This window comes from Pseudomonas sp. TWR1-1-4, assembly GCF_049897165.1.
Classification (GTDB): Bacteria; Pseudomonadota; Gammaproteobacteria; order Pseudomonadales; family Pseudomonadaceae; genus Aquipseudomonas; species Aquipseudomonas canadensis.
On the sequence record NZ_JAFCVS010000009.1, the window covers coordinates 217,270 to 241,937 of the forward strand.

Annotated in this window: 25 protein-coding genes; 19 read left to right on the plus strand and 6 right to left on the minus strand. The window is 60.3% G+C overall.

Annotated features, from left to right (window positions below; genetic code table 11):
• The first annotated feature begins 165 nt into the window (after positions 1 to 165).
• Both ACP7C6_RS27695 and ACP7C6_RS27700 read left to right on the plus strand, forming a co-directional pair.
• On the plus strand, positions 166 to 1,884 hold the full coding sequence (locus ACP7C6_RS27695) for a C13 family peptidase (protein WP_068937067.1): 1,719 nt from the start codon (positions 166 to 168) through the stop codon (positions 1,882 to 1,884).
• Positions 1,885 to 1,913: 29 nt separating this feature from the next.
• Positions 1,914 to 2,555, plus strand: a complete 642-nt coding sequence (locus ACP7C6_RS27700; RefSeq protein ID WP_068937066.1) for an oxidoreductase — start codon at positions 1,914 to 1,916, stop codon at positions 2,553 to 2,555.
• Positions 2,556 to 2,665: 110 nt separating this feature from the next.
• On the opposite strand, the gene ACP7C6_RS27705 is transcribed toward ACP7C6_RS27700, so the two are convergent.
• Genes ACP7C6_RS27705 through ACP7C6_RS27720 form a run of 4 tightly spaced genes read right to left on the minus strand, consistent with a single transcriptional unit; the run spans position 2,666 to position 6,874 of the window.
• Positions 2,666 to 2,950 carry a YceK/YidQ family lipoprotein gene (locus ACP7C6_RS27705; protein ID WP_028618085.1) on the minus strand — a complete coding sequence of 95 codons (285 nt, stop codon included), beginning with the start codon at positions 2,948 to 2,950 and terminating at the stop codon, positions 2,666 to 2,668.
• Positions 2,943 to 3,572 (minus strand): flavin prenyltransferase UbiX, encoded by a 630-nt coding sequence (gene ubiX, locus ACP7C6_RS27710; RefSeq protein WP_028618086.1) that lies wholly within the window; start codon positions 3,570 to 3,572, stop codon positions 2,943 to 2,945. The genes ACP7C6_RS27705 and ubiX overlap by 8 nt, the downstream gene beginning before the upstream one ends.
• Positions 3,569 to 4,918, minus strand: coding sequence for a UDP-N-acetylmuramate:L-alanyl-gamma-D-glutamyl-meso-diaminopimelate ligase (gene mpl, locus ACP7C6_RS27715; RefSeq protein WP_068937065.1), 1,350 nt, complete (start codon positions 4,916 to 4,918; stop codon positions 3,569 to 3,571). Before mpl ends, ubiX begins: the two co-directional genes overlap by 4 nt.
• 57 nt (positions 4,919 to 4,975) lie before the next feature.
• Positions 4,976 to 6,874, minus strand: a complete 1,899-nt coding sequence (locus ACP7C6_RS27720; RefSeq protein ID WP_028618088.1) for a sigma-54-dependent Fis family transcriptional regulator — start codon at positions 6,872 to 6,874, stop codon at positions 4,976 to 4,978.
• A 271-nt stretch (positions 6,875 to 7,145) separates the two neighbouring features.
• Here ACP7C6_RS27720 and exaC point away from each other — a divergent pair, with 271 nt between their 5' ends.
• The 9 genes from exaC (at position 7,146) to ACP7C6_RS27765 (ending at position 16,397) form a co-directional block, all read left to right on the plus strand.
• Complete coding sequence (gene exaC / locus ACP7C6_RS27725; RefSeq protein ID WP_028618089.1) at positions 7,146 to 8,666, plus strand: acetaldehyde dehydrogenase ExaC; 1,521 nt, start codon at positions 7,146 to 7,148, stop codon at positions 8,664 to 8,666.
• A 79-nt stretch (positions 8,667 to 8,745) separates the two neighbouring features.
• A complete protein-coding gene (gene eat, locus ACP7C6_RS27730; RefSeq protein WP_028618090.1) occupies positions 8,746 to 10,179 on the plus strand; it encodes an ethanolamine permease in 1,434 nt (477 codons plus the stop codon).
• Positions 10,180 to 10,231: 52 nt separating this feature from the next.
• On the plus strand, positions 10,232 to 11,626 hold the full coding sequence (locus ACP7C6_RS27735; RefSeq protein WP_426109517.1) for an ethanolamine ammonia-lyase subunit EutB: 1,395 nt from the start codon (positions 10,232 to 10,234) through the stop codon (positions 11,624 to 11,626).
• Entirely contained in the window at positions 11,623 to 12,456 is an 834-nt protein-coding gene (eutC, locus tag ACP7C6_RS27740) for an ethanolamine ammonia-lyase subunit EutC (protein WP_068937063.1), read from the plus strand. The genes ACP7C6_RS27735 and eutC overlap by 4 nt, the downstream gene beginning before the upstream one ends.
• 92 nt (positions 12,457 to 12,548) lie before the next feature.
• Positions 12,549 to 13,007 (plus strand): GNAT family N-acetyltransferase, encoded by a 459-nt coding sequence (locus tag ACP7C6_RS27745; protein ID WP_017735604.1) that lies wholly within the window; start codon positions 12,549 to 12,551, stop codon positions 13,005 to 13,007.
• Between the two features lie 284 nt (positions 13,008 to 13,291).
• Positions 13,292 to 13,948, plus strand: a complete 657-nt coding sequence (locus ACP7C6_RS27750) for a DedA family protein (RefSeq protein WP_028618093.1) — start codon at positions 13,292 to 13,294, stop codon at positions 13,946 to 13,948.
• A 6-nt stretch (positions 13,949 to 13,954) separates the two neighbouring features.
• Positions 13,955 to 14,770 (plus strand): zinc-dependent peptidase, encoded by an 816-nt coding sequence (locus ACP7C6_RS27755; protein WP_028618094.1) that lies wholly within the window; start codon positions 13,955 to 13,957, stop codon positions 14,768 to 14,770.
• Positions 14,771 to 14,879: 109 nt separating this feature from the next.
• On the plus strand, positions 14,880 to 15,407 hold the full coding sequence (gene ppa, locus ACP7C6_RS27760; protein ID WP_003219382.1) for an inorganic diphosphatase: 528 nt from the start codon (positions 14,880 to 14,882) through the stop codon (positions 15,405 to 15,407).
• Positions 15,408 to 15,620: 213 nt separating this feature from the next.
• Positions 15,621 to 16,397: a LexA family transcriptional regulator gene (locus ACP7C6_RS27765; RefSeq protein WP_426109529.1), complete on the plus strand. Its 777-nt coding sequence runs from the start codon at positions 15,621 to 15,623 to the stop codon at positions 16,395 to 16,397.
• 274 nt (positions 16,398 to 16,671) lie between these two features.
• Here ACP7C6_RS27765 and ACP7C6_RS27770 read toward each other — a convergent pair whose 3' ends face one another.
• Positions 16,672 to 16,908, minus strand: a complete 237-nt coding sequence (locus ACP7C6_RS27770; RefSeq protein WP_028618097.1) for a hypothetical protein — start codon at positions 16,906 to 16,908, stop codon at positions 16,672 to 16,674.
• A 453-nt stretch (positions 16,909 to 17,361) separates the two neighbouring features.
• On the opposite strand from ACP7C6_RS27770, the gene ycaC reads away from it, so the two are divergent.
• The 3 genes from ycaC to ACP7C6_RS27785 all read left to right on the plus strand — a co-directional run bounded on the left by ycaC (position 17,362) and on the right by ACP7C6_RS27785 (position 19,175).
• Positions 17,362 to 17,994 (plus strand): isochorismate family cysteine hydrolase YcaC, encoded by a 633-nt coding sequence (gene ycaC / locus ACP7C6_RS27775; RefSeq protein ID WP_016978556.1) that lies wholly within the window; start codon positions 17,362 to 17,364, stop codon positions 17,992 to 17,994.
• A 150-nt stretch (positions 17,995 to 18,144) separates the two neighbouring features.
• The gene (locus ACP7C6_RS27780; protein WP_028618098.1) at positions 18,145 to 18,711 is read left to right on the plus strand and encodes a hypothetical protein; all 567 of its coding nucleotides are present in this window, start codon (positions 18,145 to 18,147) and stop codon (positions 18,709 to 18,711) included.
• Between the two features lie 29 nt (positions 18,712 to 18,740).
• Positions 18,741 to 19,175 carry a hypothetical protein gene (locus ACP7C6_RS27785; RefSeq protein ID WP_028618099.1) on the plus strand — a complete coding sequence of 145 codons (435 nt, stop codon included), beginning with the start codon at positions 18,741 to 18,743 and terminating at the stop codon, positions 19,173 to 19,175.
• Between the two features lie 15 nt (positions 19,176 to 19,190).
• On the opposite strand, the gene ACP7C6_RS27790 is transcribed toward ACP7C6_RS27785, so the two are convergent.
• Entirely contained in the window at positions 19,191 to 20,222 is a 1,032-nt protein-coding gene (locus ACP7C6_RS27790; RefSeq protein WP_426109518.1) for a PDDEXK nuclease domain-containing protein, read from the minus strand.
• A gap of 186 nt (positions 20,223 to 20,408) precedes the next feature.
• Between ACP7C6_RS27790 and ACP7C6_RS27795 the strand changes: the two genes are divergently transcribed.
• The 5 genes from ACP7C6_RS27795 (at position 20,409) to dxs (ending at position 24,663) form a co-directional block, all read left to right on the plus strand.
• Positions 20,409 to 21,053 carry an NAD(P)H-dependent oxidoreductase gene (locus ACP7C6_RS27795; protein ID WP_426109519.1) on the plus strand — a complete coding sequence of 215 codons (645 nt, stop codon included), beginning with the start codon at positions 20,409 to 20,411 and terminating at the stop codon, positions 21,051 to 21,053.
• Positions 20,992 to 21,369 carry a MerR family transcriptional regulator gene (locus ACP7C6_RS27800; RefSeq protein ID WP_068937059.1) on the plus strand — a complete coding sequence of 126 codons (378 nt, stop codon included), beginning with the start codon at positions 20,992 to 20,994 and terminating at the stop codon, positions 21,367 to 21,369. Before ACP7C6_RS27795 ends, ACP7C6_RS27800 begins: the two co-directional genes overlap by 62 nt.
• Before the next feature lie 158 nt (positions 21,370 to 21,527).
• Positions 21,528 to 21,770, plus strand: a complete 243-nt coding sequence (locus ACP7C6_RS27805) for an exodeoxyribonuclease VII small subunit (protein WP_003176346.1) — start codon at positions 21,528 to 21,530, stop codon at positions 21,768 to 21,770.
• On the plus strand, positions 21,767 to 22,654 hold the full coding sequence (gene ispA / locus ACP7C6_RS27810; RefSeq protein ID WP_426109520.1) for a (2E,6E)-farnesyl diphosphate synthase: 888 nt from the start codon (positions 21,767 to 21,769) through the stop codon (positions 22,652 to 22,654). Before ACP7C6_RS27805 ends, ispA begins: the two co-directional genes overlap by 4 nt.
• 110 nt (positions 22,655 to 22,764) lie before the next feature.
• Complete coding sequence (gene dxs / locus ACP7C6_RS27815) at positions 22,765 to 24,663, plus strand: 1-deoxy-D-xylulose-5-phosphate synthase (protein WP_068937057.1); 1,899 nt, start codon at positions 22,765 to 22,767, stop codon at positions 24,661 to 24,663.
• The last annotated feature ends 5 nt before the right edge of the window (positions 24,664 to 24,668 follow it).

The following is a 24,668-nucleotide window of genomic DNA, read 5'->3' on the forward strand; positions in this document are numbered from 1 at the left end:
CCGCCGCATTCCCTCCGAATGCCTGCGCCATCGTTGAAGAGCATCGCCGGCAAGCCGGCTCCTACGGGTCTGTGTAGAGGCAAAATCCTCACCACAGTGTATGTAAATTTATGTATGAAACTCGCAGCTGCGGCATACTCGGCGCTCAATTATCCGGATCCCGCTATGCGCCCACTCGCTCCCCTCGCCCTTGCCCTGTTGCTCACCGCTTGCGGAGACGGCGAATCGCTGTTGCCGCCCGATGCGCGCCTGCCCGACGGCGGCCGTTACCGGGGCGATGTGGTCGATGGCTTGCTGCAAGGCCAGGGCCGCGTGGACTATCCCAACGGCAGTTGGTACGCCGGCCAGTTCGACAAAGGCCAGTGGCACGGCCAGGGCGAGTGGCATGGCAGCAACGGCGAAGTCTATAAAGGCCAGTTCAAGCAGGGCCTGTTCGACGGCCAGGGCAGCCTGACCACGGCGGGCAGCCACTATGTGGGCGGTTTCAAGAATGGTCGACGCAACGGTGAAGGCACCCTTAAAGAGGGGCAAATGACCTACCGCGGCGAGTTCAAGGACGACCAGTATTCCGGCCTCGGTCGCCTGGAACTGGCCGACGGTAGCCAATATCAGGGCCAATTCGCCCACGGCAAGCCGAATGGCGAAGGCCAGCGCAACGACGACAGCGGCAACCAGTTCAGCGGTCATTTCGTTGATGGCCAGTTGGAAGGTAATGGCACGTTCAACAGTGCCGACGGCGACATCTATGTCGGCCAGTTCAAACAAAACCAACTGAACGGCAAAGGCCGCTACGAGAACGCCGACGGCGACGTGTGGATCGGCCAGTTCAAGGAAGGCGCGCTCACCGGCAAGGGCGAATTGATCGGCGTCGACGGCAGCCACTATGTCGGCCAGTTCAGCGATTGGCGTTTCACGGGTGAAGGCCGCCTGAACCTCACCGACGGCAGCTTCTATATCGGCGGTTTCGACAGCGACAGCTATCAAGGTAAAGGCACCCTGGTCCTCACCGACGGTACCGTACAGGCCGGCACCTGGGTCAACGGCATGCGCGTGCGTGACGCCGACGGCAAACTGCTGCCCGACCCGCTGGAGATCGGCGTGCTCGCCCAGGGCCGCTTGCTCGACGCCGCCCTCGCCGCCGTGCCCACCTCCACTCCGGCCGTGGAGTTGTACACCCTGGCCGTGGCCGGCGACGGCAAGCAGAGCGTGTTCCTGCGCGAAGCCGATTATGTCAGCAACATGCTCGCCACCCGCTTTGGCGCACGCGGACAGATTCGCCTGGTCAACCACCGCGACCACATTGCCGACCGCCCCCTGGCCACTCGCGAAAGCCTGCGCCGCGCCGCGCAGACCCTGGCCGACCGCACCGGGCCGGAAGACCTGGTGTTTATCTACATGACCAGCCACGGCACCCACGAACACGAGCTGGTGCTGGACCAACCGCGCATGGAGCTGGCCGACCTGCCCGCCGATGAGTTGGCCGCCGTGCTGGCGCCGCTCAAGAACCGGGACAAGATCGTGGTGATTTCCGCCTGCTACTCCGGTGGTTTCATCCCGGCCTTGAAGGATGATCGTACCTTGATCATGACCGCGTCCCGTGCCGATCGCGTGTCCTTCGGTTGCTCCGAGGAAGCTGACTTCACCTACTTTGGCGACGCCCTCTTCGCCCAAGCCTTCAACCAGACCGACGACTTGCAGCAAGCCTTCAAGCTGGCGCAACTGCATGTGGCCGAACGCGAACAGGCGGACAACTTCGAAGCCTCCGAACCGCAAATCTGGGCCCCCAAGGGCGTGATCGCCCACTGGCAATTATTACGCAAACAGCAGGCACGAAAGGCGCTCGAAAGCGTCTCAATGAATAGCAAGGAAGCCAAAGGCAACTAAGCTGTAATGTGTAACGAGGGGGAAACACCATGTACCTGACACCGCAGCATATCTTGCTCGCTGGCGCCTCTGGCCTCACCGGCGAACACCTGCTCGACCGCCTGCTCAACGAACCTACCGTGACCCGGGTGCTCGCGCCCAGCCGCAAGCCACTGGCCGAACACCCGCACCTGGAAAACCCGGTGGGCGACCCGGCAGTGTTCCTGCCGCAACTGAGCGGCCAGGTGGATATCGCCTTCTGCTGCCTGGGCACTACCCTCAAACAGGCGGGTTCCGAAGCGGCTTTTCGCGCCGTCGACCTGGACATGGTCGTGGCCTTCGCCAAACGCGCGCGGGAAATGGGCGCACGCCACCTGATCGTGATCAGCGCGATTGGCGCCGACCCGAAATCCTCGATCTTCTACAACCGTGTCAAAGGGGAAATGGAAGAGGCGTTGAAAGCCCAGGACTGGCCACAACTGACCATCGTGCGGCCATCGTTGCTGTTGGGGGAACGGCTGGAACCGCGCTTGGCCGAACAACTGGCCGGGCCGTTGTCGAAGCTGATTCCCGGCAAATACCGTGGCATCGAAGTGTGCGAACTGGCCCGGGCCATGTGGCGCCTGGCGCTGGAAGAGCAGGATGGGGTGCGGGTGGTGGAGTCGGATGAGTTGCGCAAGCTAGGTAAATAATAGGTTTCAAATACCTGTAGGAGCGAGCTTGCTCGCGAAGAACGCCCAGGCGCCGAGTTCTTCCAGGACACCCGCGCTTTCCTTAACGATCTTCGCGAGCAAGCTCGCTCCTACAAACCGCCTGTGGCGTTGAAGCCAACGCCCAACACCGTCAACACCGACAGCGGCAACAACAACGTATCGAGCAACGCACTCGCCGGCAGATCCACACCGGGATAAGCCGGCGCCTCGGCACCAAATCGGTCCTTGGCGCAGCAACCGCCATTCATTGCATACAAATCCAACCGCGTGCCGGCATACACCACCGGCGCGCCAGGTTGCGCCGCGTCCAACGTGCGCGCCGTGGCGCAGCCCGTCAGTTGCAGCGCCAGCACGATCAGCAGCGCCTTATTCATCGCTGCTCAAATGGTGTTCGCCCCAACGCGGCAGCATGTCCTGGGGAATGTTCAGCAGGTTGAGGATGCGCGCCACCACAAAATCCACCAGGTCATCGATGGTCTGCGGCTGGTGATAGAAACCCGGCGAGGCCGGCAAAATCGTCACGCCCATGTTCGACAGCTTGAGCATGTGCTCCAGGTGAATGCTCGAATACGGCGCTTCACGGGGCACCAGGATCAACTGGCGGCGCTCCTTCAAGGTCACGTCCGCTGCGCGCTCGATCAGGTTGTTGCAGGCACCCGTGGCAATCGCCGACAGGGTTCCGGTGGAACACGGCACTACCACCATCGCTGCCGGCGCACCCGAACCAGACGCCACGGGCGACATCCAGTCCTCTTTGCCATACACCTTGATCTGCCCCGCCGCCGCACCGGTGTATTCGGTGAGGAAGGCCTGCATCGTCTGTACCTTGGGCGGCAGCGCCACGTCGGTCTCGGTGGCCATCACCAGTTGCGCGGCCTTGGAGATCAGGAAGTGCACCTCACGGTCTTCACGCACCAGACAATCCAGCAGGCGCAAACCATAAGGCGCACCGGAGGCGCCGGTCATCGCCAGCGTGACGCGTTCCGGGCCACTCATTTCAGCGCCTCGGCCAGTTTGCCGTGCAGGCCACCAAAACCGCCGTTGCTCATGACCACCACGTGGGTGCCCGGCTTGGCCTGGTGCTTGACGTGTTCAATGATGCCTTCGATGGAGTCGCAGACGATGGACGGCACAGTGCACAGGGCAGCAATCGCCGGCAGGTCCCAACCGAGGTTGGCCGGCGCGTACCAGACCACTTGGTCGGCATCGTTGACGCTTTCCGGCAGGCCATCGCGGTGGGCACCGAGCTTCATGGAGTTGGAGCGCGGCTCGACAATCGCGATGATCGGCGCATCACCGACCCGTTTGCGCAGGCCATCCAACGTAGTAGCAATGGCCGTGGGGTGGTGGGCAAAGTCGTCATAAATGGTAATCCCATTCACATCAGCGACTTTTTCCATGCGGCGCTTTACGCTTTTGAAAGCGCTCAACGCTGCAATGCCCATGGACGGCACCACGCCTACATGCCGCGCAGCTGCGAGGGTGACCAAGGCGTTGGCGACGTTGTGCTGGCCGGTCATGTCCCATTCGACGATGCCTTGGGCTTGGCCTTCGAACAGCACTTCAAATCTGGAACCGTCTTCGCTGAGCAGCTTGACCTGCCACTGCCCGCCCGCGCCGGTGGTTTGCACCGGGGTCCAGCAGCCCATCTCGATCACACGCTGCAAGGCGGGTTCGGTGGTCGGGTGGATCACCAAGCCTTCGCTTGGAATGGTGCGCACCAAATGGTGGAACTGACGCTCGATGGCCGGCAGATCGGGGAAGATGTCGGCGTGATCGAATTCCAGGTTGTTCAGGATCGCCGTGCGCGGGCGGTAGTGAACGAACTTGGAGCGCTTGTCGAAGAAGGCGCTGTCGTATTCATCCGCCTCGATCACAAAGAACGGCGTATCGCCCAGGCGCGCCGACACCGAGAAGTTCTGCGGTACACCGCCGATCAGGAAGCCCGGGCTCATGCCCGCATGTTCCAGCACCCAGGCCAGCATGCTGCTGGTGGTGGTCTTGCCATGAGTGCCCGCAACCGCGAGTACCCAGCGGCCTTGCAGCACATGGTCGGCCAGCCACTGCGGGCCGGACACATAAGGCAAACCTTTATTGAGTACGTATTCGACCGCCGGGTTGCCACGCGACATAGCGTTGCCGATCACCACCAGGTCCGGGACCGGATCGAATTGCGATGGGTCGTAGCCTTGGGTCAGCTCGATGCCCTGGGCCTCGAGTTGCGTGCTCATGGGCGGATAGACATTGGCGTCGGAGCCTGTCACGTGATGGCCCAGCTCTTTGGCCAGTACTGCCATCGAGCCCATGAACGTGCCGCAAATACCGAGAATATGAATGTGCATAGTCGACCTCGTAAAACATCGAGGCAGGTTAGCGCAGGGGGGCGAAAATCGCACCCTTTAGCTGAGGGCGTGACGTGCGATGCCGTGCCTGCGCAGCTTTCTATACAGTGTGTTGCGGCTGACGCCCAGTTGCTCTGCCGTGTGCGTCATGTGCCAACGCTGTTGCTGTAAAGCAGTGAGCAATGCAAGGCGCTCGGCGTCTTCCAACGGCGATTCCATCGATTTGGCCTGCGTGACCGACACGGGTCGGGCCTGACGAATCTGCGCGGGCAAATCCTCCAGGCCGACACGCCCACCCTCACACAGCGCCACCAGGGTGCGCAGTACCGTGCGCAACTGCCGGACGTTACCCGGCCAGGCAAACGCCAACAACGCCCCACGCGCCGACGGGTCGAGGGCGACCGACTCACCATTGGCCTCCTGGGCCAGCAGGAAATCCAATAGCTGGGACTTATCGCTACGCTCGCGCAAAGGCGGCAAGCCGACTTCCAGGCCATTGAGCCGGTAATACAAATCTTCGCGGAAGCTGCCGTCCTGCACACGCTCCAGCAAATTCCGGTGGGTGGCGCTGATAATTCGTACGTTCACCGCCTGGGGCTCACCGCCGAGCGGGACAACCAGCCGATCCTCCAGCACCCTTAACAGCCGGGTTTGCAACGCCAGGGGCATGTCGCCGATTTCATCGAGGAACAGGGTGCCGCCGTCGGCTTGCTGCAACTTGCCTTGCATGCCCTCTTTGCGCGCACCGGTAAAGCTGCCGCCGCGATAGCCGAACAGCTCGCTCTCGATCAGGCTTTCCGGGATGGCGGCGCAATTGAGTGCGACGAACGCCTTGTCGGCACGTTGGCTGGCCAGGTGCACCGCCTTGGCGAAGGCTTCTTTGCCGGAACCGGTTTCGCCGTTGATCAACAACGGGACATCGCGTTCGAACACCCGCAGCGCCTTGCGAAAATCTTGTTGCAGCGTCGGATCGCCCAGGCAAATGCCGGGCAACGGCGCAGGCGCAGGCTTGATGAAAGGCGCCGGTACGCTGCGCACTTGCCCGCGCAATGCGGCAAACAGTTGTCGACCATCGCGGGTGCGCAATGGCCAACTGGCCGTGGCATTGGCGCTGGCGCGGCCGAGCAATTGATCCAGGGAACAGTCGAAAAACCCCTCCACAGGCTGTCCCAGCAAACCGCCCCGCAACTGCCCAAGCAGGTTCAGGGCACTTTGGTTCACTGCGCAAATTCGCCCTTCGCCATCGAACGCCAATAGCCCTTCACTGAACAGCCCCACCGACTCGGCCTGCAGGTGAAAACGCAGCAGCCAATGGTTTTCGAAATGGCGCAGGAAGTAACAACTCTCGATCATCTTCGCCGACAGGTTCACCAGCGCCATGGTGTGGAACTGGCTCTGGCGCGACACCGCCTCCCGCGCCGAGGACACATCCAACACCGCCAGCAGATCCCCATGAGGGTCGAACACCGGGCTCGCCGAGCAGGTCAGCCCGGTATGCCGGCCACGGAAGTGTTCGTCACGATGAATGGTCAGGGATTGGCGCTCCACCAGGCAGGTGCCGATGCCATTGGTACCTTCGCAGGCCTCGCTCCAATCCGCACCCAGCCACAACCCGGCGCGCTCGAAAATCTTGCGCTCGGACGGCGCGGTGACACAGTTGAGGATCACCCCGCGCGCATCCGTAAGCAACACCGCATGGCCGGCGCCCGAGAGCTGTTGATGCAAGCTGTTCATCTCGCTGCCGGCGATGTGCAGCACTTGCTGCAGACGCTCGCGGCTTTCCAGCAAGCGACCATGTTCAAGCACAGTGGGTGCAATGGTTTGCGCAGGGTCGAGGTGGTAGTCCTCCAGGCAACGCAGCCAGGAGCGGGCGATGGATGGATCGCTGGACGGGTCGCGGCCATGGGCCACGGTGAGGACTTGCTGGGCATGGCGACTGAAATGATCGTTGTGCATTTCTTATTATTCTCCCTGCGTGAGAACTGCCAGCATCCCCCAGCCATCCAGCCAATGCAATCCCAGGGCGACCCACCGGTCACAGGCTGTACCGTTTGTGGCACAAACTGTCACATCGCCTGTATCGCGCCTGCCACAGCAACGCCTTGCTACAAAGCCTAACCCGTTGATTTACCTGGCGGGCGAAGCGGTGGCCCAACCTTTGCTCTACGCTTTGTAAGCGCAGCAGCGCTGCACTCCGAATAAACATAAAAGCCAGGAGATACCCACCATGCGTTACGCACACCCCGGTACTGAAGGCGCCATCGTTTCGTTCAAGGCCAAGTACGGCAACTACATCGGTGGCGAGTTCGTTGCGCCGGTCGACGGCAACTATTTCACCAACACCTCGCCGGTCAATGGCAAGGCAATCGCCGAATTCCCGCGCTCCACCGCCAAAGACATCGACAAGGCCCTGGATGCCGCTCATGCCGCCGCCGACGCCTGGGGCAAGACCTCGGCCCAGGACCGCGCGCTGGTCCTGCTGAAAATCGCCGACCGCATCGAACAGAACCTCGAACTGCTGGCCATCACCGAAACCTGGGACAACGGCAAGGCCGTGCGTGAAACCCTCAACGCCGACATCCCACTGGCCGCCGACCACTTCCGCTACTTCGCCGGCTGCATCCGCGCCCAGGAAGGCACCAGCGCCGAAATCAACGAACACACCGCGTCCTACCACTTCCATGAACCGCTGGGCGTGGTCGGCCAGATCATCCCGTGGAACTTCCCGATCCTCATGGCCGCGTGGAAACTCGCGCCGGCCCTGGCCGCCGGTAACTGCGTGGTGCTCAAGCCCGCCGAGCAAACCCCGCTGGGCATCACCGTGCTGCTGGAGGTGATCGGAGACCTGTTGCCACCTGGCGTGTTGAACGTGGTTCAAGGCTTCGGCAAAGAAGCCGGCGAAGCCCTCGCCACCAGCAAGCGCATTGCCAAGATTGCCTTCACCGGCTCGACGCCCGTCGGCTCGCACATCATGCATGCGGCGGCCGAGAACATCATTCCGTCCACCGTGGAACTGGGCGGCAAGTCGCCGAACATCTTCTTCGCCGACATCATGAAAGCCGAGCCATCCTTTATCGAGAAAGCCGCTGAAGGCTTGGTGCTGGCGTTCTTCAACCAGGGTGAAGTGTGCACCTGCCCTTCCCGTGCGCTGGTGGAAGAGTCGATCTACGACGACTTCATGAAAGTCGTGATGAAGAAAATCGAGTCGATCAAACGCGGCGACCCGCTGGACACCGACACCATGGTCGGCGCCCAGGCGTCCGAGCAGCAGTTCGACAAGATCCTGTCCTACCTGGAAATCGCCAAAGGCGAAGGCGCGCAACTGCTGACCGGCGGCAAGGTTGAGAAGCTCACCGGCGACATGGCCGGCGGCTATTACATCCAGCCGACCCTGCTCAAGGGCACCAACGAAATGCGCGTATTCCAGGAAGAAATCTTCGGCCCGGTGGTGAGCATCACCACCTTCAAGGACGAAGCCGAAGCCCTGGCAATTGCCAACGACACCGAGTTCGGCCTGGGCGCCGGCGTGTGGACCCGCGACATCAACCGCGCCTACCGCATGGGCCGCGCGATCAAGGCGGGCCGCGTGTGGACCAATTGCTATCACCTGTACCCGGCGCATGCCGCGTTTGGTGGTTACAAGAAGTCCGGCGTGGGCCGTGAGACGCACAAGATGATGTTGGATCACTATCAGCAGACCAAGAACTTGCTGGTGAGTTACGACATTAATCCACTCGGGTTCTTCTGACCCTCTCGTGGGCACCGGTCCACCGGTGCCCACGCCTGTTCGCGCTCAACCAAAACAATAAGAACGGACGGTACTTCTCATGCCTAGCGAACCTACTGGATCCTCCGTCGACTTCGAAAAAGTCGACTCTCAATACTTCCAACAACGCGAACTGAAAAAAGGCGCCGCCGGCTGGGTGTTGCTGGTCGGCCTCGGCGTTGCCTACGTGATCTCCGGCGACTACGCCGGCTGGAACTTCGGCCTGGCCCAAGGCGGCTGGGGCGGGATGTTCCTCGCCACATTGCTGATGGCCACCATGTACCTATGCATGTGTTTTTCCCTGGCCGAACTATCTTCCATGATTCCTACCGCTGGCGGCGGCTACGGTTTCGCCCGCAGCGCATTCGGGCCGTGGGGCGGGTTCCTCACGGGCACTGCGATCCTGATCGAATACGCCATCGCCCCCGCTGCCATCGCGGTGTTTATCGGCGCGTATTGCGAGTCGCTGTTCGGTATCGGGGGCTGGATGATTTACCTGGCGTTCTACATCATCTTTATCGGCATCCACATTTTTGGCGTGGGCGAAGCCCTGAAGTTGATGTTTGTGATCACCGCCGTGGCCGCAATTGCATTGGGTGTGTTCCTGGTCGCGATGGTGCCGCACTTCAATGTCGCCAACCTGTTGGACATTCCGGTGACCGAGGCCAAGGGCGCCAGCACTTTCCTGCCGTTTGGCTATGTAGGTGTGTGGGCCGCAATTCCCTATGCCATCTGGTTCTTCCTCGCGGTAGAGGGTGTGCCCCTGGCCGCCGAAGAAACCAAGAACCCAAAACGCGACCTGCCTCGCGGCCTGATCGGCGCCATTGTGGTGCTGACCAGTTTTGCCCTGCTTATCCTCGTGATTGCACCGGGCGGCGCGGGTACTTACGCGCTGATCAAATCCGGCAACCCGCTGGTTGAAGCACTGGCATTGTCTTACGGCGGCTCGACCTGGATGGGCAGTTTCGTCAACCTGGTCGGCCTGGCGGGCCTGATCGCGAGCTTTTTCTCGATCATCTACGCCTATTCGCGGCAGATCTTCGCACTGTCCCGCGCCGGCTACCTGCCGCGCAAACTGTCCCAGACCAATAAAAGCAAGGCGCCGGTACTGGCCTTGGTGATCCCCGGCATCATCGGCTTTGGCTTGTCGCTGACCGGCCAGGGTGACCTGCTGATTCTGGTGGCGGTGTTTGGCGCAACCATTTCCTACGTGCTGATGATGGCCGCGCACATCACCCTGCGCATCCGTCGCCCCAAAATGGACCGTCCGTACCGCACACCGGGCGGCATCTTTACCTCCGGCGTTGCGCTGGTGCTGGCCTGCGTGGCCGTGGTAGCGGGCTTTCTGGTGGATCCACGGGTGGTGATTGGCGCCGCGATCATCTATGGAGTATTAATTGCTTACTTTGCTTTCTACAGCCGGCATCACTTGGTAGCAGGCACGCCTGAAGAAGAATTCGCGGCGATCCAGGCCGCAGAGGCCGCCTTGCACTAACTGCCGTAAACCTCGACGCGGGCAGCCGCCCGCGTCGTCAAGGAGACACTGTATGGCAAGCTTTTCCCACGCGGTCGGTGCACAAACCTACCGTTTTGACAGCCTCAAGGATGTGATGGCCAAGGCCAGCCCCGCGCGTTCCGGGGACTTTCTGGCCGGCGTCGCCGCACAGAACGACGGTGAACGGGTGGCGGCGCAGATGGCGCTGGCAAATATCCCGCTGAAGCACTTCCTGCAAGAAGTGCTGATCCCCTACGAAAGCGACGAAGTCACCCGCCTGATCATCGACACCCACGATAGACAAGCGTTTGCCGCGGTCAGCCACTTGACCGTGGGCGGTCTGCGCGACTGGTTGCTCAGCGATGCGGCCGACGAACATTCCTTACGCGCCTTGGCGCCAGGTCTGACACCAGAGATGGCCGCCGCCGTGTCCAAGATCATGCGCGTACAGGACCTGGTGCTTGTGGCGCAGAAGATCCGCGTGGTCACGCAATTTCGCGGCACTATGGGCCTGCGCGGGCGTTTATCCACACGCCTGCAACCGAACCATCCTACAGACGAACCGGCGGGCATCGCCGCGAGCATTCTGGACGGCCTGCTTTACGGCAACGGTGACGCCATGATCGGCATCAACCCGGCCACCGACAGCATCGCCTCGATCTGCGCCATGCTGGAGATGCTCGACGCGATCATTCAGCGCTATGAGATTCCGACCCAGGCTTGCGTACTCACCCACGTCACCACCTCCATCGAGGCCATCAACCGTGGCGTGCCGCTGGATCTGGTATTCCAGTCGATCGCCGGCACTGAGGCGGCCAACGCCAGTTTCGGCATCAGCCTGAGCGTGTTGCAGGAAGGCTACGAGGCGGGCTTAAGCCTCAATCGCGGCACGTTGGGCCAGAACTTGATGTATTTCGAGACCGGCCAGGGCAGCGCCTTGTCGGCCAATGCGCACTTTGGCGTCGACCAACAAACCTGCGAGACCCGCGCCTACGCGGTAGCCCGACATTTCAAACCGTTTCTGGTGAATACCGTCGTAGGATTTATCGGTCCGGAGTACCTCTACAACGGCAAGCAGATCATCCGCGCCGGCCTCGAAGACCACTTCTGCGGCAAGCTGCTCGGCGTGCCCATGGGTTGCGACATCTGCTACACCAACCACGCCGAAGCCGACCAGGACGACATGGACACCCTGCTGACCCTACTGGGCGTGGCCGGGATCAACTTCATCATGGGCATCCCCGGCTCCGACGATATCATGCTCAACTACCAGACCACTTCGTTCCACGACGCGCTCTACGCCCGGCAAACATTGGGTTTAAAACCGGCGCCGGAGTTTGAACAGTGGCTGGCAAAAATGGGTATCTTCACGCAAGCCGACGGCAAGGTGCACTTCGGCAACAGCCTGCCACCGGCCTTTCGCCAAGCTTTGGCGCAACTGGGATGAAGGAGCCGCCCGTGCAACTCGACCTGCCTGACAACCCCTGGCTGGAACTGCGCCGCCTGACCCCGGCGCGCATTGCCCTGGGCCGCACCGGCACCAGCATTCCTACCAATGCGCAGCTGGATTTTCAGTTTGCCCACGCCCAGGCGCGGGACGCGGTGCATTTACCTTTTGACCATGCGGGCCTCAGCAGCCAGCTGGCCGAGCGCGGGCGTGAATCGCTGTTGCTGCACAGTGCCGCTGCCGACCGACACAGCTACCTGCAACGCCCGGACTTGGGTCGGCGCCTGAGTGATGAATCCGCCCAAGCGCTGCGCGACCATGCGTCAGCCAACCCCGGCGGCGTGGATTTAGCCGTGGTGGTGGCCGATGGTTTATCCGCCCTGGCCGTGCATAAACATACCCTGCCCTTTCTGACACGCATGGAAGAACAAACCCACGGGGAAGGTTGGTCCTTGTCGCCGGTCATCCTGGTGGAACAAGGCCGCGTGGCGGTGGCCGATGAAATCGGGCAATTGCTTGGTGCCAAGATGGTGGTGATCCTGATCGGCGAACGGCCGGGGCTCAGTTCACCGGACAGCCTGGGGCTGTACTTCACCTACAACCCCAAGGTCGGCCTCACCGACGCCTATCGCAATTGCATCTCCAATGTGCGCCTGGAAGGCCTGAGCTATGGCATGGCCGCCCACCGTTTGCTGTACTTGATGCGAGAGGCGTGTCGTCGCCAGCTGTCGGGGGTCAATCTCAAGGACGAGGCGCAGGTCCAGACCATTGAATCGGAAGATCCGGACCTGATGAAAGGCAATTTCCTGCTCAGTTCACCGGATGACTGATCGCGGCACGATTGCGCTTTTTCGCGCCATTAGGCAGCATCGAGTCACGGCCGCTTGTGTGGTCATACCCCATTTGGAAGTTGAGGCCTGGCATGCGGATTACTCAAGCGACCCTGGAACACCTGGACCTGTTGACCCCGCTGTTCGTCAAATACCGTGAGTTCTACGGGGCCTTGCCCTTCCCGGATTCGTCACGGGCCTTTCTGGAGAAGCGCCTGCGCCGCAAGGAATCGGTGATTTACCTGGCTCTGGCGGATGATGACGACAAAAAACTGCTGGGCTTTTGCCAGCTGTACCCGAGCTTTTCGTCGTTGTCGCTCAAGCGGGTGTGGATCCTCAATGACATCTATGTGGCTGAAGACGCACGCCGGCAACTGGTGGCGGATAACCTGATGCGCACGGCGAAAAAAATGGCCAAGGAGACCCACGCGGTACGGTTGCGGGTATCGACCAGCAGCGACAATGAAGTGGCGCAGAAGACCTATGAGTCGATTGGGTTTCGCGAAGATACGGAGTTCAAGAACTACGTATTGCCGATCAGCGAAGACTGAACACCCCCATCACCTGCAGGAGCCGGCTTGCCGGCGATAGCATCACCTCGGTCTCACTGCTACACCGAGGCGCCTGCATCGCTGGCAAGCCAGCGCCTACAGGTGAGCAGCGACCGCCGCGGCATTGCGACATCCCCCGCTACAAAACCAACACGCTTTTCACCGCTCAATCCGTATAATGCGGACCTTTCAGGGTTGTAAGAATTGCGGCATACACTTGTAGCCTTATTACCCGAGCTTCCGCACAGGCCTGCTGAGCCGGGCCATTCACACAGGTGCCATCCATGGATTTCAACCCGCTCGACCTTATCCTGCATCTCGACGTCTACCTCGACCTGCTGGTAACCAATTACGGTCCGTGGATCTACGCCATTCTGTTCCTGGTCATCTTTTGCGAAACCGGCCTGGTGGTCATGCCGTTCCTGCCGGGTGATTCGTTGCTGTTCATCGCCGGCGCCGTGGCCGCAGGCGGCGGCATGGACCCGGTGCTGCTGGCCGGCCTGCTGATGCTGGCGGCGATCCTGGGCGACAGCACCAATTATGTAATTGGACGAACGGCAGGAGAACGCTTGTTCAGCAACCCGAACTCGAAAATCTTCCGCCGCGACTACCTGCAAAAGACCCACGACTTCTATGACAAGCACGGCGGCAAAACCGTAACCCTGGCGCGCTTCCTGCCGATCCTGCGCACCTTCGCGCCGTTCGTTGCCGGCATCGCGAAAATGCCCTACCCGCGCTTCTTCGGCTTCAGCGTATTCGGCACCATCCTGTGGGTCGGTGGCCTGGTGACCCTGGGTTACTTCTTCGGCAACGTGCCCTTTATCAAGAAAAACCTGTCGCTGCTGGTGGTGTTCATCATCCTGCTCTCGCTGGTGCCGATGATCATTGGTGTGTTCCGCAGCCGGTTTGGCCGCACATCCTCCGAAGCCAAGCCGCAGTAACCTGCGATGTGGTCCCTCAGCGCCTGGCGTCGCCGGCGCTTGCTGGCCAAGCACCCGATTGCCGAAGACACCTGGCAGCGGGTGCGCCACCACCTGACCTTCCTCGACGGCATCAGTGCCGAGCAGGACCAGTGGCTGCGCGAAGCCTGCGTGGTGTTTCTTGCGGAAAAACACCTGACCGCCCTGCCCGGCGTCGAACTGCACCAGGAACAACGCCTGCTGCTCGCCGCCCAGGCGCAACTGCCGCTGATGAATCTGGGTGACCTCGACTGGTACCAGGGCTTCCACGAAATCGTGCTGTACCCCGACGACTTCGTCAGCCCGCAGCGCCATCGCGACAGCAGTGGCATCGAACACGAATGGGACGGCGAACACAGCGGCGAAGCCTGGCAACAGGGCCCGGTGATCCTCGCCTGGCCCGGTGTGCTGGCCAGTGGCAACTGGGAAGGCTACAACCTGGTCATTCACGAACTGGCACACAAGCTCGACATGCTCAACGGCGACGCCAACGGCTTGCCGCCGCTGCACAACGACATGCGCGTGCAGGAATGGGCCAGCGTGATGCAGAGCGCCTACGACGACCTCAACCGTCAGCTGGACGCCAACCCGGACGCCGAGACTGAGATCGACCCCTACGCCGCCGAAAACCCGGCTGAATTCTTTGCCGTCACCAGCGAATATTTTTTCAGCGCCCCGGATTTGCTGGTCAGCCACTATCCCCAGGTGTACGCGCAACTCAGCCGCTTCTATCGCCAGGATCCGCTGGCCCGCCTCACCCAACTGCAAGCCAGCGACCCGCGCTACCAGCCACAAGACGAATGACCGTACGACGTCTGGCGCGTGGCATCGGCGTCAGAATGTGCCTATAATCGCCGCCACTTTTAGGCCAATCCGGCCATGTTTAATGGCCAATTAACGGGGGCAACGCCCAATGAGCTACAGCAAGATTCCGGCTGGCAAAGACCTGCCGAACGACATCTACGTCGCCATCGAGATTCCGGCCAACCACGCGCCGATCAAATACGAAATCGACAAAGACAGCGACTGCCTGTTCGTTGACCGTTTCATGGCCACCCCGATGTTCTACCCGGCCAACTACGGTTTCATCCCCAACACCCTGGCCGACGACGGTGACCCCCTCGACGTGCTGGTCGTAACCCCTTACCCGGTTACCCCAGGCTCGGTAATCCGCGCGCGCCCAGTCGGCATCCTGAACATGACCGACGACGGCGGCGGCGATGCCAAAGTTATCGCAGTGCCACACGACAAGCTGTCCCAGCTGTACGTGGACGTGAAGGAATACACCGACCTGCCGCCCCTGTTGCTGGAGCAGATCAAACACTTCTTCGAGAACTACAAAGACCTCGAAAAAGGCAAATGGGTGAAGATCGACGGTTGGGGCAACGCAGATGCCGCCCGCGCCGAGATCCTGAAGTCGGTCGCTGCCTACAAAGGCTGATACCCGCTCCTCATTGCCCCGGCAATTGAAAAAGCCCCGATCATTCGGGGCTTTTTTGTGGGAAAAATTAAACAGCAAGTTCAATTATTTATAGAAGATGTTTAATTTAAGTTTTAATCCGACGTATCAGACTACAACTAAGCAAAGACCTACATGACCAACTCAACGCATGGTTTATTTGATCTGTTTTCCCGGTCAGTAAGCTTTGTGTTTATGAATACATCAGGTGATCGTTTAAAAGCGCTACTGCGGGAAGTCCATCTTTCCGCCTCCGACTTCGCCAAGAACCGCGGCGTCACGCCTCAACACGTGAACAACTGGTTCAAGCGCGGTGTACCCATGGGCCGACTCAACGAGATCGCAGAACTGCTGTGCATCTCCAGCCGTTGGCTGCGCACCGGCGAAGGCCCCAAACACCCACCGGCCAACTTCCTGCTGGAAGGCCCGACGACCCGAAAAGGACTGCCCACCACCCGCGAAGGAAGCGGCAAATACCTCACAGGCCCCGCCTGTCATCCAGAAAAAATCGACGTGGAGATCGACCTCCACCCCTCATTCATCTCCACCGAACGCATCCGCGTCACCCTGCACATCCTGCAAGCCCTCACCGTCAAACCCGACCGCGCCCTGTGCGCCTACATGGTCGACAACAGCATGATCGACATCATCCAACAAGGCGCCACCCTCGCCATCGACCGAGGCCGCACCCAAATCATCGACGGCGAGATCTATGCCGTAGAACACGACGGCATGCTGCGCATCAAATACCTCTACAACCGACCTGGCGGTGGGTTGAGGATGCGTAGCCACAATGCCGGTGAACATCCCGACGAGTACCTGACGTACGAGCAACGGTTTGAGCAGAACTTCCAGATTGTGGGGTGGGTGTTCTGGTGGTCCACGCTGAATAACCGCCGCCCGCCCGTGCCGCTGGATGAGCATTTATTGGGCTGGGACGGCTCTAAATCGGATCCGGAGGTGGGCATTTGAGGTGAATATGGGTATCATGCGCCGCACATTTGGCAGGGGGTGGCTTTAGGCTATTCACCCTGCTCGGCGATGCGGAGGAGTTCCCGCTGATGCCCCTACTATTCAGCCCGACGCAACGTGGGCTGAGCGATTTGAAGGCTGGTGAGGCTTGTCAAAAACAAGCTGAAGCAGTCCCCGAGAAGCCGGCCACAAGCCGGCTTTTTAATGTCTGCAAGAAACCCAAGTCAATTGTCCAACAGGCTATTGGACAATTGAATGACCCAAAGCGGGCAGTTTAGCTAGGCTGCAAACACTCCACCGCCCGATCCGCCACCATCTTCGCCAACTCCACCAAATGCATCACCGCCCTCTGTGGCGCACCCAGCGGTTCCCCAAGTACCTGCGACGTAGCCACCGCACACTGCAGCAACTCCGCCACACGCACCCAGGCATCCTCAAAGCTCAGTTCTTCATTGACTACAAATGGGTTGGCTGCACGCGACGAGCGTGAATCCGAACAATCGTTATCCATAGCAAAACCTCTAGCGGTAAGTGAATACCACCGTCTTTTCGCGACTAAACGAGTAGAGGTGGCGGCTGTACGCAGGTTAGTCGACCGGCCGCTAGGCACCGGCGCACCCGGAGGTGCCCTGCGCACAGCCACCATAAAGTGCAGGTGAGAAGACACCTGTCTTTGGGATGGCGCGTGCGCCTAGCGAAGTCCGGGCGACTAAACCCGATCACTGAATAAACCAATGACGACCCGCAGCCTAGTCACGCACTCCCGCTGGCGCAATGCGCTTGGGATTCTCTCGGAAACGTCCTTCAAATGAAAGGGACTGATACTGCTGGCCCTCCAACCATTGTCACCTCTGAGTTGACGGTATTACCGGTTTCACCCGATTTATCCCCCGACCCCCACCCATTAATCTGTGCCCATGTTGAACGCAACGCCCAACCAACCTAAACATAAAAGGATTCAACCATGAGCACTGCAACCTACAACCGCCTCAACAAAGACGACGCCATTGTTCTGCTGGTCGACCACCAGACCGGCCTGATTTCCCTGGTGCAGGACTTCTCGCCCAACGAGTTCAAGAACAACGTGCTGGCCCTGGCCGACCTGGCCAAGTTCTTCAACCTGCCGACTATCCTCACCACCAGCTTCGAGCAAGGCCCAAATGGCCCGCTGGTGCCAGAGCTGAAAGAGATGTTCCCGGACGCGCCCTACATCGCCCGCCCAGGCCAGATCAATGCGTGGGACAACGAAGATTTCGTCAAGGCGATCAAGGCCACTGGTCGTAAGCAGATCATCATTGCGGGCGTGGTGACGGATGTGTGCGTGGCGTTCCCGACCTTGTCGGCGCTGGCGGAAGGGTTTGAGGTGTTTGTGGTGACCGATGCATCGGGCACGTTCAATACCACGGTGCAGCAGGCGGCGTGGAGCCGGATGACGCAAGCGGGTGCGCAGTTGATGAACTGGTTCTCGGTGGCGTGTGAGTTGCACCGCGACTGGCGCAACGATATCGAAGGCCTGGGGAACCTGTTGTCCCAGCGCATTCCCAACTATCGCAACTTGATGAATGGTTACTCGGCGTTGACGGCGCGTAAGGACTAACTCAACTGCTGCACACACTAAGCCTGCCTTAAAACGCAGGCTTTTTTTGGTTAACTAGCAATGCGCCATTAGCACACTCGCCCTAATTGTGACGGCACCGCCTCACCACTAAAGTCCTTCGCTTATTTCGAGCCTCAAGGAAGGACGCTATTGAATACCTTAACCAAAGTCGGACGCTGCCTGGCACTGCTGCCCGTCTTGCTGATCAACACAACGTCGGTAGTGGCCGATGAAGAAACACCGATCGGCGACTGGTCGATCATCTACGGCAGCGGCCGCGCCCATAAAAATGTGATGTATGTGGCCGACCGTACCTCCGTGGTGCCGTCGAACCACAACAAGGGCGCGAAACTGGTGGCCGTCACGGTGGTGTATGAAGAACCGGGCAAGCCGATGATCGATGTGTACAACATCGAAGTGCAGTGCTCCACGCGCAAGGTGCGCTTTCTCAATGGCCAGTCGGTTGCACCGTTTTCCTACACCCTTACGCACTTGAAAGTCTCCAACACGTGGCAGACGCCAAAGGAGTTCTGGCTCGACCGCACGCTCGCGTATGTCTGCGAACCGGGCAAGAGCAAGGACACCATCGCCATGGGCAAGATGACCCACCTGCAGATGATCCAGACCACCAAGGCCATGTTCGAGCAGTTGGGGCCGACTCAGGAGAAGAGCCAGATGATCGATGACCTCGACGACATGCTGGGCAACAAGCGCTGAGCAACACTCACCTACAAGAAGGATTCACGATGCCTACATGGACAAGGCTGTTGCTGGCTGGGCTTTTGTTGCCCGCCGTGCTGTTTATAAACGGGTGTCACTTGATTGCACAGTCGCGCTGGGAAGGCCGTGACGTGCAAGAGGCGCTGGATTTATTCGGCAAGCCCGACTCGATGAAGAAGCAGAATGCGCCCAATGGCGACACGCAGGTGGTGATGACCTGGCACAAATCCTCTTCATGGACGACCACTGAAGCCGCCGGGACTTCAATGAATCACACCGGGAACGGGATGGTGTACACGGAGTATTACCAGCAGGTCGGGCACAGTTCGGATTGCAAGCTGGAAGCCACGGTGGATAAGGCGAAGAAGATCGTGCTGTTCCGGATTGAGGATGGCCGGATCCTGCATGGCAAGTGCCTGAATGTGCCATTTGTGCCGGGGTATATTCCGCCGGGGTTTTGAGGCTATCAGTCGGTTTTAACCCGCCAGCTCCCGCTCGATCTGCTCGATGCTTGGCAGGCTGGTTCGCAGCTCTGCGGGCAACGACTCAACCAGTTGATATTCCGCTACACCAATCGGTCGATTGTTATCGCGCAACGCATATTCGGCGACGACTTCGTTCTTGCTCTTGCACAACAGCAGGCCGATGGTGGGCCCATCTTGTGGATGTTTAAGCTGGGCATCGACGGCAGCCAGATAAAAGCTCAGCTTCCCCAGGTGCTCGGGTTTGAACGTGCCGGCTTTCAGTTCGATGACCACATAGCAGCGTAGCTTCACGTGATAGAACAGCAGATCGACAAAGAACTCATCGCCTCCGACATCCAGCAGTACTTGCTGGCCGACAAAGGCGAAACCGGCGCCCAGCGCCAACAAAAAGTCGGTGACGTGCTTGATCAAGGCGTTTTCTATGTCGCGCTCCTGCGCGTCCAGGGCCAGGCTGAGGAAGTCAAAACGGTAAGGGTCTTTCAGCGACTCACGCGCCAGGTCGGATTGTGGTTTGGGCAGGTGGGTCTCGAAGTTGCTGACCGCCTTGCCACTGCGCTCCAACAAGCGGTTTTCGATTTGCATCACCAGCGAGTTACGCGACCAGTTGTTCTCTATCGCCTGGGCTATGTACCAGCGGCGGGTTTCGGGGCCGGGGAGTTTGTCGAGCAACACCACATTGTGGCCCCAAGGCAATTGTGCAGCAGCCTGTTGCACAAATTCAGCATCTGGCCACGCCTCGGCAAAAGCACGCATGTACTTGAGATTACGCGGCGAAAAACCCTTCATTCGGGGAAAGGCCGCACGCAAATCCTGGGCAAGTCGATCTATGACTTTGCTGCCCCAGCCCTGCTCCGCCTGGCGGGTCAAAATGTCGTGGCCGATCTGCCAATAGAGCAATACCAATTCCCGATTCACTGCCAGTGTTGCGCGCTGTTGCGCCGCATGAATACGGCCTTTCAGGTCGGTCAGCCAGTCACTGTAGCCCGCTGGAGGTGTAGTCAAGCCGATACAGGGTTCGCTCATGCCATGTCACTCTGGATTTTTGAGGCAGGCTAGTCAGGCACATTGACTGTCACAAGGGGCGAAGGTCGTTCCAAGAAGGACCCTTCAATAACTACAGAAACGTCCTGCTGGCCATTGCGGACTACTGACTTGACTCTCCCCTATACAGCAGCCTTTACCCTGGAACGCCCTGTTCAGGACCTCCCCATGACCCCGCGTACCCTGGTGATCCTCGGCCATCCTTCCGCCTCCAGCTTTTGTTCAGCCCTGGCCGATACCTACATCCAGGCGGCAAAAAACGCCGGCCATGAAGTACGTGTCGTACGCTTGGGCGACTTGGCTTTCGACCCCGTCCTTCATCACGGTTACACCCAGATTCAGCCGCTGGAGCCCGACCTGCTCAGCGCGCAATCCGACATTCTCTGGGCCACTCACCTGACATTTATTTTCCCGATCTGGTGGGGTGGCATCCCGGCGTTGATGAAGGGTTTTATCGACCGAATCTTCCTACCCGGTTTTGCCTTTAAATACCGAGCGGGCAAGGCTTTTCCTGACAAACTGCTCCACGGCCGAACGGCACATTTACTGGTGACCCTGGACACGCCGCCATGGTATTACCGTTGGTTCTATCGCATGCCGGGCATTCACCAGATGCGCAAGACCACGCTGGGGCTTTGTGGTGTCAAGACTGCAAAGACGCTGCTGTTCGGGCCGGTGTTGGGCTCCACTGCGGCGCAGCGGGATACATGGCTGAAACAGGTCGGCGCTTTAACGGAAAAAAGGAGTTTTCATGTACATCGGCAAAGCCGCGCAGTTGTCGGGCACGACCATCAAGGCGATTCGTCACTATGAGGCAATTGGGCTGCTGCCTGCGCCACAGCGTCAGGGCCAATACCGGGTCTATTCGGCGCAAAACGTTGAGCTGCTGATGTTTATCAAGTGCGCGCAGCAATTGGGGTTCAAGCTCAAGGAGTTGCAGGAAATTCTTGCAGGCCACATAGGCGATGTATTGCCCTGGGAGCGGGCGGACCAGGCAATCGCAGACAAGAAGCAGGAACTAGCCCTGAAAATTGCCGCGCTACAGGAAATGCACGTGGGATTGCAGACATTTCAAGCACAGTTGAAAACATCACAAGAACAGTGCTCGTCAATGGCGCAAAGATCCTGACCGGCGGTGAGCCGAATAAAATGGGTATTCGGCTCATTTGATGAGCCGAATAGGGCGCTTATTCGGCTCACCGCCTGAACACCCTCCCCCACTCATTTGCCCAGAATCCCCATGTCTGCTAGTGTCGCGCCGGTTTACCGTCTACCGGAATAGCCGCCATGGCCCGCAAAAAAGTTGCACTCGATTTCGAACAATCCCTCGCCGACCTGCAAACCCTGGTCGAGCGTCTGGAGAACGGCGAGTTGTCGCTGGAAGACTCGTTGACGGCGTTTGAGCAAGGCATCGGCCTGACCCGCGACTGCCAGAGCGCCTTGGCGCAGGCGGAGCAGAAGGTGCAGGTGCTGCTGGAACGTGACGGGGAGTTGGCCGAAGAACCTTTCGATGCGGAACAGCCCGAATGATCGACGCGTATCAGGCCAGTAGCCAAGCCCGGGTCAATGCGGCGTTGGAACCCTTGTTTGTTGCGCCAAGCCCCGAACTCAAGCGTCTTTACGAAGCCATGCGCTACAGCGTGATGAATGGTGGCAAGCGCGTGCGTCCGTTGCTTGCGTATGCGGCGTGCGAAGCTTTGGGCGCAGACGCCGAGCAGGCCAATGGCGCGGCCTGTGCGGTGGAGTTGATCCACGCCTATTCCCTGGTGCATGACGATTTGCCGGCGATGGACGACGACGATTTGCGTCGCGGCCAGCCAACCACCCATAAAGCCTTTGATGAAGCCTGCGCGATCCTCGCCGGTGACGGCCTGCAAAGCCTGGCGTTCAGCGCACTACTGGACCCGACGCTGAGCAGCGTCAACGCCGAGATCCGTTTGCGCATGCTCACGGCGCTGGCCGTGGCAGCGGGTCCGGCCGGCATGGTGGGTGGCCAGGCCATCGACTTGGGTTCGGTCGGCCAGAAGCTCGATCAACAAGCCCTGGAGTACATGCACCGCCACAAGACCGGCGCCTTGATCGAAGCCGCCGTGCATCTGGGCGCGCTGGCCAGTGGGCGTGCCGAAGGCGCTCAATTGACGGCGTTGAGGACCTACGCGCTGGCCATCGGCCTGGCGTTCCAGGTGCAGGACGATATTCTCGACGTAGAAAGTGACACGGCCACCCTGGGCAAACGCCAAGGCGCCGATATCGCACGGGACAAACCGACGTATCCGGCACTGCTTGGGCTGGAAGCCGCCAAGGCTTATGCCCTGGAACTGCGTGACCAGGCCCTGAACGCCCTGCGACCTTTCGACGCGGCAGCAGAGCCACTGCGTGACTTGGCGCGGTATATCGTCGAACGTCGGCACTGATAACGGCGGCCTTTGCGGCCGCATATCGGCCAAGTTCGGTGCTCTGCGTGGGCAGTTTGCGATGCTTGAGGTAAACTGCCGCCTCTTCTATACCTATAACGATTCGCCTGATGCCCACGACGTTTCAAGAGATTCCCCGCAAGCGCCCGTCCACGCCCCTGCTTGACCGTGCTGTCACGCCGGTCGGCCTGCGTCGACTGGGTGAAGCCGAGCTGGAAACCCTGGCCGATGAGTTGCGCCTGGAATTGCTCTACACGGTCGGCCAGACCGGTGGGCATTTCGGTGCCGGCCTGGGCGTCATCGAGCTGACCATCGCCCTGCATTACGTATTCGATACCCCGGATGACCGGCTGGTGTGGGACGTGGGCCATCAGGCGTATCCGCATAAAATCCTCACGGGGCGCCGCGAGCAGATGGGCACCCTGCGCCAGAAGGACGGCATTGCCGCCTTCCCGCGCCGCGCCGAGAGCGAGTACGACACCTTTGGCGTCGGCCACTCCAGCACCTCCATCAGTGCCGCGCTGGGCATGGCGATTGCCGCCCGCCTGCAAGGCAGCGACCGCAAGGCGATTGCGGTCATTGGTGATGGCGCGCTGACCGCCGGCATGGCGTTCGAAGCGCTGAACCATGCGCCGGAAGTGGACGCCAACATGTTGGTGATCCTCAACGACAACGACATGTCGATCTCGCGCAATGTCGGTGGCCTGTCCAATTACCTGGCCAAGATCCTCTCCAGCCGCACCTACGCCAGCATGCGCGAAGGCAGCAAGAAGGTGCTCTCGCGTCTGCCTGGCGCGTGGGAAATTGCCCGCCGTACCGAAGAATATGCCAAGGGCATGCTGGTACCCGGCACCCTGTTCGAAGAGCTGGGCTGGAACTACATCGGCCCGATCGACGGCCACGACCTGCCCACCCTGATCGCTACGCTGCGCAACATGCGTGACCTCAAGGGCCCGCAGTTCCTGCATATCGTCACCAAAAAAGGCAAAGGCTTCGCCCCGGCGGAAGTCGACCCGATCGGCTACCACGCCATCACCAAGCTGGAACCGCTGGACGCTCCCGCCGCTGCGCCGAAAAAGGCCAGCGGGCCGAAGTATTCCGGTGTGTTTGGCGAATGGCTGTGCGACATGGCCGCCGCCGACCCGCGCCTGGTAGGCATTACCCCGGCGATGAAGGAAGGCTCCGACCTGGTGGCCTTCAGCGAGCGTTTCCCGCTGCGCTACTTCGATGTGGCGATTGCCGAACAGCACGCGGTGACCTTCGCCGCCGGCATGGCCTGTGAAGGCGCCAAGCCGGTGGTGGCGATCTACTCCACCTTCCTGCAGCGCGGTTACGATCAGTTGGTACATGACGTGGCGGTGCAGAACCTCGACGTACTGTTCGCCATCGACCGCGCTGGTTTGGTGGGCGAAGACGGCCCGACCCACGCCGGCAGCTTCGACTTGTCATACCTGCGCTGCATCCCCGGCATGCTGGTGATGACACCGAGCGACGAGAACGAACTGCGCAAGATGCTCAGCACCGGCCACCTGTACAACGGCCCGGCGGCTGTGCGTTACCCGCGCGGCAATGGCCCGAATGCAGTGATCGAGAAAGACCTTGAGCCTATCGAGATCGGCAAGGGCATCGTGCGTCGCCAAGGCAGCAAGACTGCGTTCCTGGTGTTCGGCGTGCAACTGGCGGAAGCGCTGAAAGTAGCCGAGAAAATCGACGCTACCGTGGTCGACATGCGCTTCGTGAAACCGCTGGATGAAGACCTGGTGCGTGAGATTGCCGGCAGCCATGAGCTGCTGGTGACCGTCGAAGAAAACGCCATCATGGGCGGTGCCGGTGCGGCCGTCAGCGAGCTCCTGGCGCGGGAGAATATCCTCAAGTCGGTGCTGCACCTGGGCTTGCCGGATGTGTACGTCGAACACGCCAAGCCGGCGCAGATGCTGGCGGAATGCGGGTTGGATGAGGTCGGCATCGAAGCGTCAGTGCGCGAGCGCATGGCACTACTCGGCCCGTAACACCC